The sequence below is a fragment of the Turicimonas sp. TL08 genome (assembly GCF_054660695.1).
This window is the reverse complement of sequence record NZ_BAAGDP010000001.1, coordinates 112,139-124,738: the sequence shown is the minus strand read 5'-3', so window position 1 is coordinate 124,738 and position 12,600 is coordinate 112,139. Positions and strand designations below refer to the sequence as shown.

Annotated in this window: 10 protein-coding genes; 5 read left to right on the top strand and 5 right to left on the bottom strand. The window is 44.4% G+C overall.

Features of this window, described 5'->3' with window-relative positions:
* Positions 1-116: 116 nt before the first annotated feature.
* From ACYQ4O_RS00610 to ACYQ4O_RS00600, 3 genes are all read right to left on the bottom strand, one after another.
* A complete protein-coding gene (locus tag ACYQ4O_RS00610; RefSeq protein ID WP_308513457.1) occupies positions 117-1,310 on the bottom strand; it encodes an ATP-binding protein in 1,194 nt (397 codons plus the stop codon).
* Between the two features lie 670 nt (positions 1,311-1,980).
* The gene (locus ACYQ4O_RS00605; protein WP_308513458.1) at positions 1,981-2,841 is read right to left on the bottom strand and encodes a DMT family transporter; all 861 of its coding nucleotides are present in this window, start codon (positions 2,839-2,841) and stop codon (positions 1,981-1,983) included.
* A gap of 109 nt (positions 2,842-2,950) precedes the next feature.
* Positions 2,951-3,943, bottom strand: a complete 993-nt coding sequence (locus tag ACYQ4O_RS00600) for a LysR family transcriptional regulator (protein WP_460174464.1) — start codon at positions 3,941-3,943, stop codon at positions 2,951-2,953.
* Between the two features lie 201 nt (positions 3,944-4,144).
* Here ACYQ4O_RS00600 and ACYQ4O_RS00595 point away from each other — a divergent pair, with 201 nt between their 5' ends.
* The 3 genes from ACYQ4O_RS00595 to ACYQ4O_RS00585 are packed head-to-tail and all read left to right on the top strand — an operon-like array spanning position 4,145 to position 8,363.
* Positions 4,145-5,461, top strand: coding sequence for an anaerobic C4-dicarboxylate transporter family protein (locus ACYQ4O_RS00595; protein ID WP_460174430.1), 1,317 nt, complete (start codon positions 4,145-4,147; stop codon positions 5,459-5,461).
* A 12-nt stretch (positions 5,462-5,473) separates the two neighbouring features.
* A complete protein-coding gene (locus tag ACYQ4O_RS00590; RefSeq protein ID WP_308513461.1) occupies positions 5,474-6,928 on the top strand; it encodes a lyase family protein in 1,455 nt (484 codons plus the stop codon).
* Positions 6,929-6,938: 10 nt separating this feature from the next.
* Positions 6,939-8,363: a lyase family protein gene (locus tag ACYQ4O_RS00585; protein WP_308513462.1), complete on the top strand. Its 1,425-nt coding sequence runs from the start codon at positions 6,939-6,941 to the stop codon at positions 8,361-8,363.
* Positions 8,364-8,538: 175 nt separating this feature from the next.
* Here the strand turns inward: ACYQ4O_RS00585 and ACYQ4O_RS00580 are convergent, their stop codons facing one another.
* Both ACYQ4O_RS00580 and ACYQ4O_RS00575 read right to left on the bottom strand, forming a co-directional pair.
* A complete protein-coding gene (locus tag ACYQ4O_RS00580) occupies positions 8,539-8,949 on the bottom strand; it encodes a peptidase dimerization domain-containing protein (RefSeq protein WP_066591099.1) in 411 nt (136 codons plus the stop codon).
* A gap of 9 nt (positions 8,950-8,958) precedes the next feature.
* A complete protein-coding gene (locus ACYQ4O_RS00575; RefSeq protein WP_460174429.1) occupies positions 8,959-10,656 on the bottom strand; it encodes a zinc-binding metallopeptidase family protein in 1,698 nt (565 codons plus the stop codon).
* 203 nt (positions 10,657-10,859) lie between these two features.
* Between ACYQ4O_RS00575 and ACYQ4O_RS00570 the strand changes: the two genes are divergently transcribed.
* Both ACYQ4O_RS00570 and ACYQ4O_RS00565 read left to right on the top strand, forming a co-directional pair.
* Positions 10,860-11,744, top strand: coding sequence for a DMT family transporter (locus tag ACYQ4O_RS00570; RefSeq protein WP_308513464.1), 885 nt, complete (start codon positions 10,860-10,862; stop codon positions 11,742-11,744).
* A gap of 2 nt (positions 11,745-11,746) precedes the next feature.
* The gene (locus tag ACYQ4O_RS00565) at positions 11,747-12,562 is read left to right on the top strand and encodes a helix-turn-helix domain-containing protein (protein WP_308513465.1); all 816 of its coding nucleotides are present in this window, start codon (positions 11,747-11,749) and stop codon (positions 12,560-12,562) included.
* Positions 12,563-12,600 lie beyond the last annotated feature (38 nt).

Here is a 12,600-nt window from a genome sequence, read left to right as displayed (position 1 = left end):
AAATAAATATGAACAGCATTAATCCGGTTGAGTATTTCTGATTTTCTTAAACTTCTTTAAAAACTCTGCTGGCTGGATTCATCATCCGAACTTTTTTCAATCTTACGTATAACTGATTACCCGGAAAGGAGCCAGTCCAGAGCGTTAATTTTGTGAACACCATCGATACTTGCCTTCGGATCATTGTCTAATGTTAAAAGATACTTGGGAAAATTATCTTGAATTCGAAGCAAAGGACGCAATTCTCGATGCAAAACCTCTTCGTCTCTCACCGAAGCTGCAACTTGAATGTAAATTTTTTCTTGACCGTTAGTACATACAAAATCAACTTCAAATTCTTCAAGTTTTCCCGTGAAGACCTTATAGCCTCTCCGCTTCAATTCCAGAAATACTACGTTTTCCAAGAGGTGGCCTATGTCAGCCAGAGAGCGACTTCCCAACAGCGTTCTTACCAGACCTAAGTCCACGGCGTAATACTTAACAGAGTTCTTCAGAAGTCTTTTCTCTTTAATATCCCACCGGTGAACCTCGTACAAAACGAAAGAATCTAATAAGCTACGAAGATATTTCTCTGTTGTTTTGTTATCCGGCTGATAACCACCAGACCTCATTAACTTTGAGACTCTTGCAATCGAAATTCGATCACCTATGAATTCACAACAAACCTTGGCTGCTTTTACCAATGTTAATGGTTCGCGAATCTTTCCTGATGAGAGGATATCTTTAATAATAACCGTGCTGAAAATTCCTTCAAGAACTTTGTCCACAAATTCGGTTTTGCCGGGAACTTCTAAATAGAACGGAAAAGAAGTTGTCGAAAGATAGAGCGCCAATAGCTCCTCTGGGCTTTTCTCTGGAAAAGCTTCTCTGAATTCTTTCAAAGAGAGCGGCAACACTTCAATTTGGACGTTCCGGCCGGATACAAGCGTAGCCAGCTCACTGGAAATTATTTGATTGTTTGAGCAGGTGAGATAAATGTCGAAATTTTCATGAAGAAAAAGAGTTGCGATTGTCTTTTCAAAATTCCTAACATGATGAATCTCATCGAAAAACAAATAGTATTTACAAGGACTTACAGCATGCGCAAGAATATAACGGTGGAGCTCTCCACAGTCACTGAGGTTTTGATTATCAGGATCTTCTAAATTAATTTCAATAATCTGGTCAGGATTGACTCCGCTTTTAAGAAGGCGTCGGCCAAAGCTTTCCAATAAAGCAGACTTACCGCACCAGCGCACTCCAGTAACAATCTTAATGAATGGAAGTTCTTTCCACTTATCTAACTCTGAAAGATATGCCTCTCTTTCCATTGCAGTCCTTTTCCTAATGGCACATGAGAAGTCCACTTTTTTGGACTACGCTCCATTTTTTAGTCAAAATTTTAAATTATTGGAACATAATCCAACTTTTAAAAAAAGCCCTCCTATGAATTTACATTTGGATGGTGCCTTTCTTTTCACGGAGTCTCATCTTAGTCGCCATTCACAGAACAGTAGCCTTTATGCAATGGAATCTGTGGTCGTACAAAGGGAGAAGAGAACAAACCAAAACAAATCCCTCTAATCCCATCGGAATCCGGCATCTTTTTTTCAATTAAATCTGGGGAAAGGCAACAAGAAAAGCGTCCGAGACTTCCCCCTCCAATGCCGCTCGGAGGGACCAGACATTACTTTTGATGGCGCTCGTGTAAGAACAAATTGTTCTTTGGTGTCTCTGCAAACGGCCGATGCAATATTGAATGATTTGTTGTTTTCGGTTTGATTCAATACTTCTAAAAAGACAACCTTAAATACGGAAGCGCTTGAGGAGACCTCTTATGGCAGAGAAGACCATCTAAATAAAGGTCCCCTCTACAATGCAAACGAATTTCATCAAAACACTTTCATCGTAAAAGACCATTCCCTGTGGTCTTGCACGCCTTGTGGCTTGCTCACTTTTTAATGGTTGTCCATATAATTCCAACTCAAGTCCTTCTGGCAATTATTCGCTCTTCAAACTCAACGCCAAAATAGAAACCAGAATTAATCCGATACCCATCAAAGTCCAAGCAGAATAAGGCTCATGAAGAAGGAAGATTCCCCAGCAAGCGGCTCCCATCGGCTCCGCCAGACCTAGAGTAGAAGCTACGCTTGCTTTAGTGTGTCGAACACCGGTAAAGAAAAAGGCAAACGCTAGAGATGCCGTTACTAAGCCAAGTGCGACTGCACAGCTAAGGCCTTGTGCCGTAGCGATCCAAGATATCGGGAAAAACATCAGCATGGGTGCATTGATGATAGCCACCAACCCCATGACAACTACCATGGCGGATTCTGAAGAGACGCCTTCCATCGCCTTCGGTGCGGCTACAATTTCGCCGGCATAACATAGCCCGGCCAACAGAGGAAGGAGCAAATAAATCCAATGGATGGTTGAATTAAAATTCTCTAAATTCAATAAAACAATGCCGACAATCGCTGTCACAGTCGAGAAATACCAAATCTTTGAGGGATTTTTACCGTAAACGATCTTCTCAATGATCGCCGTCCAGATAGGCGTTGAACCAATGGCTGCAATGGTTCCAACGGCTACGCCCGTCTTTGGAAGTGACGAAAAGAACAATAGTTGGAAGCCATATAAACACAAAGCCACCAACACGAGAAATTTAAAATTAAAAGAGGACCAAGAGCTCGGAAATTTTTTTGCAGCCCAGCAGAAAGCAGCTAGACCTAAAGTGCCAATAACCATTCTTGCTTCAGTTACAGTAAATGGTGTTGCTCCCTCTGGCGCAAAACTCTGGATCGTTCCCGAAAAACTAAAGCACAAGGCACCAATCAAAACAAAAAGAGGGCCTGATAATCTCATTTTCTTCCTTTCCCTTGGAATTCTTCCTTCTTCTCTTAGGAAGGAATTCTCTTTTATCGTTATATTTTTTGCTAACAGAAGTGAGCAAACAGAATGCCTAACATTCCATCTACGAATCCTTCAGAGGTTTTCCCTGAATGTTTTTCAACAACTTTGTCTCAGGATCCAACACAAAGATTTCTTGTTTCATCCATGGAGCAATATCAACCAGCTCTTTCAAGATATCCTCACGGAGAATTCGGCACGCCTCTTCAATAAAAGTGTTCATAAGAATCTCAGGCTCATTTCTTCTTGCAAGCACATATACTTTTCTAGATAGAAGAGGCGCCGGCATTGGTCGATAGCTCACCTTATCCATGAAATTTTTATTTTGAAGAATCGTCGACGCCCTCGACACTGTCCAGCCGACTCCTTCACTGATCAAAGCGAGCATTGTACTGTTGCTATCAACCTCAAGTTGATGAGGAAGAGATATCCCTGAGGTATCTAAGAAAACTTCATTAAGTTTTCCTCCCCCGCTGGAGTGATGGTATTTGAGGAAAGGCAAACCGCAAAATTTAAGAGAGTCCCAAGACTTCCAACATTTTGAGTTTTCCATCTTTTTTGGAAAAACCAGCAAACTTCCTTCCTGAAAAATCTTCTGCCGCTTCAAATTTGCTAAATCCACCGTTGAATCACTCGAGAAAATCACGTCAAGCTCTCCGCTTAAGAGCTTTTGATGGAGGACATCTGAAGTACCGACTACTGATACCAACTGTCTGGTTTTATTCCGGAGCCGAATGATGAGTTTCGGTAACAGATCAACACTCAGACTTTCAATGCATCCAATTCTGATTAACGGCTTCAATTTGTTTTCTTGTCGGATGTTTTGAGCTAAATTTCCGAAAGAAAGCACATACCTTTCCAATTCTTGCTTAAGCACCTGGCCCTCTGGGGTTAGTCTTACCGGCCGGCTGTTCCTTTCAAAGAGAGGCACTCTCCACTCGTCTTCCCAATGCTTGATTATTCGGGAAACCGCGCTCTGAGTCATTCCGAACATCTCTCCGGCCTCTGTAAAACTGCACGTTTGGGCTGCCTTCAAAAAAAATTTGAGCTGCTTTATTCAGAAACAAATCGGATGCGTTAGAAATATCAGTCATATTGTCAGAACCTCCGTCGGCAAAGGTCTTTCCGTCAATATTCCTTTGTGCTATGAGTTTGCACAGGAATGTTTTTCATTCTTTGGAAGCATGTTCTTTAACACTTTACCACCATTGCTGCAAAGTTATACAAGAACAAACCTCAACCTGATAAGGAGCTGTCTATGTTTTGGATTCAAGCTTTAGTCATATTGGCGTGTATTATGATCGGCGCGAGAAAGAGCGGCGTCGCCATGGGTTTTGCAGGCGGTGTTGGTCTTTTCATACTCGTTTTTATTTTCGGTCTAAGACCCGCCTCGCCTCCTGTTAATGTCTTACTTATCATTATTGCAGTATCGGCCATGGCCGCTTGTCTGCAAGTAGCCGGGGGTCTTGACTTATTGGTACATTTGGCGGAAAAGCTTCTCAGAAGAAATCCCAACCGAATCACCTTTATGGCACCAATTGTCACTTTTCTCTTCACGGTATTCACCGGAACTAGTTACGTTGCGCTGGCTGTTTATCCGGTTATTTGCGAAGTTGCTTTAGAAGCCAAGATCAGAGTTGAAAGACCCATGTCAATCGCTTTGATTGCTAGTCAACACGGTATTTCTGCCTCTCCGGTTTCAGCTTCCACCGCTGCCCTCCTTGCTGTTCTTGCAGCTCAAGGCGTTTCTCTTGGACAGATAATGCTTGTTTTAGTGCCTGCCATTTTCCTAGGCATCATGATTGGAGCGGTAAGTGTTTACAAGAAAGGTCTCGAACTGGAAAACGATCCGGAATTCAAAAAGCTTATTGATTCGGGTGAAATTACTTTAGGAAAAGGAGCCTCTCGGGAATACAAACCAACAAAAGAAGCCTTAATTTCCGTTACCCTGTTTGCTCTCGGTGTTGCTTCCATCGTTCTTCTCGGCAGCGTTAAATCCTTAATGCCTCATTGGATGATTAACGGCAAAGATACATACCTTTCGATTCCCAATGCAATTGAAATCATTGCTTTCTTCACTTCCTTCTTAATTGTCTTCGCCTGCGGCCTCAAACCTTCAAATATCGCTAAGAGCAGCGTGTTTTCTGCAGGTATAACCGGTGTTATCGCAATCTTCGGTATCGCATGGATGACGGATACTTTCTTCCTGGCCCATAAAGCCATGATTATCGATAATCTCGGCGGAATCGTTCGCGAATTCCCGATCCTTTTCGCGGTCATGATTTTTGTTATGTCTGCTTTGCTCCTCAGCCAAGGTGCTACAACCCGTTCAATTATGCCTCTAGGCGTCTCCCTTGGTTTGCCGCTCGGCTCTTTAGTAGCTTTTGCACCCGCAGTCAATGGTCTCTTCTTCTTCCCCGCAACCGGCAGTGCAATTTCTGCGATCACATTCGACCGTTCGGGGACTACAAAGATCGGCAGCTATGTTCTCAACCACAGCTTCCAACTTCCGGGATTTGTCACCTGCATTAGCTCAATCTTGATCGGTCTTGTTATCTCTTACTTTGTTTTCTAAAAGGAACTAAAAATGCGTATTGAAAAAGATTCATTAGGCTCTTTGCCGGTTCCGGATGATGCCTACTTCGGCATCCAAACTGTCCGCTGTGCCCAGAATTATGACGTCACCGACCATACCTTCAATGAATTACCTCATGTAATTAAAGCTGTTGCTGAAGTCAAAATGGCCGCTGCCCTTGCCAATGAAGAGATCGGCGCCCTTGAGCCGGAAAAAGCAAAAGCCATTGTGCAGGCTTGTCAGGAAATCATTGACGGAAAATTCTCTGATCAGTTCCCGGTAAACATTTGGAGAAGCCACGGCACGGGCGTCAATATGAACGTTAACGAAGTCATTGCCAACCGAGCCAATGAAATTCTTACTGGGAAGAAAGGATATGATGCCGTTCACCCGAACACTCACGTGAACATGTGTCAGTCCTCAAACGATATCTATCCTGCAGCCGAAGCAATCGTTCTGTACCGAATGATTACCAAAACATTGAAATCCGTGAAGTATTTTGAAGATTCTCTCGCGGAAAAAGCCAAGGAGCTTAAAGATGTTCCCCGTTTAGGCAGAACCTGTATGCAAGATGCAGTGCCGATGACGTTTGGTCAAGTCTTCGGTGCTTGGCATAGCCTCATCGCCAGAAATAGAAAACGGCTGGAGAATCTGCTGCCGGAATATCAAGAAACTATCCTTGGCGCAACTGTACTCGGCAGCGGCATGGGCGAACTTCCGGGATATAACGAAACAGTTTATAAGCATTTGTCTAAAGTCGTTGGCTTTGAGATGAAGCAAGCTAAGTTTGCTGAAGAAGTTATCGAGGACTCTGCTCTGTTTGACGGCTCTCAGAACAATGATTCATTCATCTACTTGATGGGTGTCTTGAAGGCTATCGCATGTGCAGGCGGCCGCATCGGCAATGACCTCTATGTATTCAGTTCCGGTCCAAGAACAGGAATTGGCGAAATTATCCTTCCGTCGATTGCTCCCGGATCCTCCATCATGCCGGGCAAAATCAATCCTTACATGCCTGAGTTACTCCTCCAGATTATGCAGCAAATTATTTCGCATGACATGATGGCAACCTTGACGGTGAACGAATCCGACTTGGATCTTTGCTCTTCAACTTGCGGCAGTTTCTTAGGAGCAATGGAGTCTCTTGAACTCATTGACAAAGGCTTCCGCCTTGTAGCAGACAGATGCATTAAAGGTATAAAGGTCAACGCAGAAAAAGCACGACAGAATGCAGAAATGAGTACCTCTTTAGCAACGATGGTTTCTGCTCTTTACGGCTATCCGACCGGTACAAAGATTGCCCACAAAGCCTGGAACGAAGGAAAATCGTGCAAAGAAGTTGCCTTGGAGGAAGGATTGATTCCGCCTGAAGTAGCTGAAGAACTCTTTGATGTCAGAAAGCTGGCCGATAGAAAAGCCACAATTGAAATGTTCAATAAGTTTAAGAGCCTCAGAAAAATCGACTAGGAGAAACCAAATGAGACAAGAACATGACGGATTAGGCACAATGGAGCTTCCGGACGAAGCTTACTGGGGCATCGTTTCTGAAAGAAATAAAGAAGCTTTTGATGTGGGACCGCTGACATTGGATGATTATGCGCCTTACATGCGTGCAGTTGCTCTTTGCAAAATCGCATGTGCACGTGCAAATGCAGAAATTGGTGCTTTGGATCCCGAAAAAGCAAAATACATTGAGAAAGCCGCTTGGGAAATCGTCGAGGGGAAACTAAAAGGCAATTTCGTTGTCAACATTTACAGAGGCTCGGGCACCCCGGCTAACATGATTGTCAATGAAGTCATTGCCCACAGAGCTAATGAATTAATTTCCGGAGATAAAAGTAAAGGCGGCATTCATCCGAACACTCACGTCAACATGTGTCAGTCAACCAATGACCTGATTCCAACGGCCAAAGAAATTGTTGTCCATGATGAACTTGGAAAAGTTATTGAAGCTACGAAGTACTTTGCTCAAGTTCTTCGCCAAAAACAAGAAGAGTTCAAGGATGTCATCAAGATGGGACGCACTTGCCTGCAAGATGCTGTTCCCATGACTCTCGGCCAGGAATTTGGAGCTTTTGCTCACGCCGCTGAACGATTGGCCAAGCGAATAGCCGTGGAACAAGCAAGATGGAACCAATCCTGCATCGGCGGAACTTGTGTTGGCACAGGTATGGGATGCATGCCAGGGTTTAGAGCAGTTATTGACAAACACCTGTCCGACGTTTGTGGTCGCCCAATCCATACGGAAGAAGATTTGTTTGACGGAATGATGGCAACAGATGGCTTGGTCATAGCTCATGCTCACCTTCAGGCCTTAGCAACTTTAGTATGGAAAGTTGCCCGAGATATTCGACTTCTCGGTTCAGGACCTAGAGCAGGCTTCGGAGAAATCAATCTGCCTGCCGTAGCTCCGGGGTCCTCTATCATGCCAGGCAAAGTCAATCCTGTTATTCCGGAAATGGTATTCCTTTCAACAGACCGAGTCTGTTCTAATCATGCAGGCTTAGTTGCTGGCGTTCTTTCCGGCTGGCTGGAACTCGGAACTTCTTCAGGCGTTCCAATCAAAAGTTTCATTGAAAGCAGCGACTTGCTGAGTAGAACAATGAGAGTTTTCGCCGACAAATGCATCAAAGGCATTACTGCGAATAAAGAGCATTGCTTAGCAATGACTGAGAAATCCACCTCATTAGCGACGATGGTCTCAGCTCTCTTTGGATATGAAGTTGGTACTAAGATTGCCCACATCGCCATCGACGAAGATATCACCTGCAAAGAAGCCGCCAAAAAGGCCGGAGTCCTTCCTGACGAAGTCATTGACGAACTTTTTGATATCAACAATTTGGTCGAACCTGAAAAGATGGAAGCTTTATTCGCCAAATATCAAAATTACAGAAAGGTCTAGTGTCTTCTAACGTAATCTAAATAAGCGAGGAACTTCCAATCCTCGCTTTTCTTCGAAAAATAAGAAAAAAGGTTCCTAAACTAAAAATTTGACATCCTTCCTCTAGATTCAAAGAGGAAGGATGTCTTCGTTTTTAGGCCTCAGCCTTTTCTTAAAAAGCTGAGTGGTTCCAAGTTTATTTGCCGACTTGTTTTACAGAAAAACGAATCTCGGCCGGAAAACCTTTGACAAGGTCCCCAGCTTTCACGGAGCGGAATGCGTTTTCTTCATCAGCTCCCTGCTTTACCGCCGCAGTGATCTTTTCTTGAAGAGCAGCAGCATCTTCTTTGCACACGCCGGTGTTAACCAAGAATCTGGCATCGCCGGCAATAGCATTTACCGTTGCGCCGCCCTTGAAGTTATAGGCGGAAGCACAAGGAAGTGCTTTTTCCAATGCAAGAATGGCACGAGCTCCGGCATGAACGGCATTAACGTTGCCGTAGTTGCCGTTGGAGTGGCCTCCCGGACCGGTCATTTCAACTTCAAAAACAGCTGCATTAGCGGCAGAACAAAGACCGAACAAACCAATTAAAAGTAATTTCTTCATTTCTGCCTCCTACTTATAAACTTCTTCAGTGGTTCTCTTGCCCATCGGGTCAAGCAGCGGTTTAACGACTTTACCGTCAGCGGTGTTGTAGCCTGCGGCCATCAAGCCCATAAGAATCATGCGGTATACACGGTTTCCTTCGGCTTTTCCGTCACCCGGAATGCCCCATTCATACCATGTGTGTCCCCCGCCGCCCGCAGCAGGAGTTCCTACATTGATATTGATAGTCGGAACACCAACGGCAGCAGGAACATTGTCGTTCAAAGAAGAAGCTCCTTCAGCAAGTGCTTTTCTTTGGTCAATGCCGACTGTATCTGCAGCCTGCCAATGAATCTGAACTACCGGATCGTCGTAGTTAGTTCTGCGGTGAGCTGGTCTGTCGCCGAACCAAACCAATTCCATCTTAACTGCTTTAGGATCGCCTTTCTTGAGACCGAATTTTGCATTTTCGGCATCCATCGCTTCTTGGAACTTAGGTTCGATCTTCGATCTGATCGCTAAGAGTGGTTCCGGTGTCGGGCTTCTCATATCAACCATCAAAGTGCACTCTTCGCTTCTGCCGCCTTCAGGAGCCTTTGTACATTCGCCGACGCCAACGGTATATGTTGTTCTTTCAGCTTTCTTGTCAAGATCGTAAGGAGTCTTGAGATCGGCAATCGCAGCGACTGCACGGTTCATTGCCATCAAAGCGGACGGCTGCTGTGCTCCGGCTTTCACGCCTTTGGGGTCGATGTACTTAATTTCAAAACGATAAGAGCCGAGATAGTTAACGGCACCGGAACCGGGACGTGTACTGTCGGCGGAAATATTGGCCACGAAGTTCAATGCATTGTTGCCTTTGCCCGTGTCTTGGCTGTAGCCGTATAACTGTTTCATACCTGCCAAGTTGCCTTTTCCTTCTTCACCGGCGGTCCCGCATACCCACAAGTCATAAACCGGCTTAACTTTGTATTTCGTTAAGATCTGAGCGATCTGCATAACCGCAGCAGTATTAATCATTGCATCGTTGTAGCCCGGAACGTAGAGACGATAGCCGCCTTTAGCAATGGCATCGTCTAGGCTGTCATATCTCTTATAGGCTTTTTTATAGTTTTCGTCTTCAATGATTTTGCCGTTCTTATCGAAATGCAGTTCATCCGGAATAGCAGCTAATTCCTGAGGTGTTTTAACCAAAGGAGATTCGGCTTTTTGAAGCTTGATCGGCATGTAGGGTTTATCCTTCGGAGGAAGAACCGGAGGATTAACAGTATCGATATGACCTTCTAACAAAACTTTCGGACCCTGACCGGCATAAGCTTGAGCGCCGGCAGTCTGAGAATAAGTTCCGGGAATTCTTACGCAGGCGTTGTAAACTGGAAGTCCGTCAACTTTTTGGAGTCCTGCTCCGGGCAGGTCTCCGCCGACTCTGGACATGACGTTCTTTTCGTCAATACCCCATTCTTGAACAAATCTTCTCATCAGCTCTTCTTGTCTTCTCAATTCAGAACGAGAAGGAGAAGCGATTCTGACGACTTCCATGTGAGTATTGAATCTCCATTTCTGAGCTTCCGGTGTTTCTAATTCTTTTTTGATTTTCTGCATTACCGGATCAGAATTAATAGCTTCCGCTGAAGCTTTGGTCGCTTCAGAAACGTTTGGTACAGCAGCCAAAGCCAGTGAAGAGCAAACGGCGCTGGAGACCAAAACAGCCAAAAGTTTTACTTTCATGTGTACACCTCCTTAGGAAAATTAAAGTGACGCGTCTATCCTACTTGCTGCCTTACACTTGGTCAATAACAACTACTTACAAGTGTCGTAAAAGACACATGCGGCTTAAGAGAAATTCAGAGAGCGGCTGAAGCCGTAAGAATTAACTCGCATTTACAGGTTTTTCAAACCGCCTTAACCTCAAGTCCTATAGGAGGAGAGCTTTGAAAATTACCAATTCCTTGTGGTTGATTGCCTCAGCATTTTTCTTTTCATGTCTGACCATTGCTACCAAACTTTGCGGACAAACTTTTTCTTTTTACGAATTCATGTTCGCAAAATACCTGTTGGTAACACTGCTGACAGCTGCACTGTTAACCGTCAAACATCAAAGCTTCATACCGAAAAATCCCGGCTTAATTTTTCTCCGCTGTCTTTTTGGCGTCCTGACCGTGCTCGCCAACATCATTCTCATTTTCAATATGCCGGCCGCGGTAGCGCAAAGCTTCAATTACACGGCCTCCTTTTGGGTGGTCTTGGCGCTTTGCTTTTCTTCCCGCAGTTTCAGCATCGCCGTGCTCTTTCCTCTCTTTCTAGGCTTCGGCGGAATTCTCCTTGTTCTGAATCCTCAAATGAACGGCGAAATTTTGACAAATCCTTTAACTCCTATTTGTGTTGCATACGGTCTTCTGGCAGCCTTAGGAATGTTGGTTCTAAGAAAACTTGGAGAGAAACATGAAGCCACACTGGTGACAACCTTCTACTTTTCACTGGCCTCCGCAACGGTTGGTCTGATAGGAAGCCTTTGTACCGACGACAAAAATCTATTGAGTCTCTTTGCAGATCCTTTCTTGCTTTTAGCTGTTCTTTTGACGCTGCTTTTCCAAATAGCAAAGACCTTTTCCTGGCAATACGGCGACAGCGCTCTGAACTCCATTTATTTATTCCTAGGTGCGCCATTTGTTGTAATCTTAGGCTGGTTGTTTCTTAATGAAATGCCCACAGCCTTCCAAATACTCGGGATAGTTTTCATCGTTGGAAGTGCCGTAAGCAGCTATTTCATCATTTCCAGACTTAAAAAGAACCGTCAAGTTCGGCAGGATAATTAACTATGCAAACTGTTAAAGCCATCGCAGACGCTCTCGGTGTGACATCAGATGTTGTAAGACACTATACGGAATGCAAACTCGTTACGCCTGTAACGAATTCTGAGAACAAATATAAATACTACGACGAATTTGACTTTCTTCAGCTCGCCAACGCCAGAATCCTGCGCAGCCTCGGCCTTCCATTGCCTGAAGTACTGGAATACAACAATTCTTCAGTTATTCATCAGAAAGAAATATTGTCGGAGAAGTCCCGTCAAGTAAGAGCACAAATAGAGAAATTACAAGAACTGGAACTGCGTTTGCACGAGGTCCAAGGATACTTGGAGAAAACAAACCGCTGCATGCCTACCGTAGAAGTGGTGGAGAGAGATTCAATTCACGGCATCTATACCTTCGGCTCTGCAGCTCCCTCCAAAGAGATAAAACAAATTGCGAAGCTGTGGGCTGAGCATTTCCCTTTCACGCACATCTCCATCAAAATACCAAAGGAAGAGCTCCAAAATCCTGCTTTTTCCGGCCCCTACTCTGTCAGTCTCGGCCTCGGCATAATCAACAAATACGCCAAACAATTTCAGCTTAAGATTGCACCGCCTGTCGAAACCATTCCGCCGGGTCGTTTTCTGATTATTTATCTGAAAGTTTCTGACATATTCAATCTCACAAGACAAGACCTTTTGCCCTTATTCAAAAAAGCTGAAGAGCTTGGAGTCTGCTTTTCTCATCAATCATCCGGACGCCTGCTGGCTATTGAGGAAAACGATAAAGAGACTGAATTCTTCATTTTGATTCGAGTGAGAATAGAAAAGAATACCGATTAACTCACTTGACCTGTGTGTTACACCAAGGTTTATTCTGA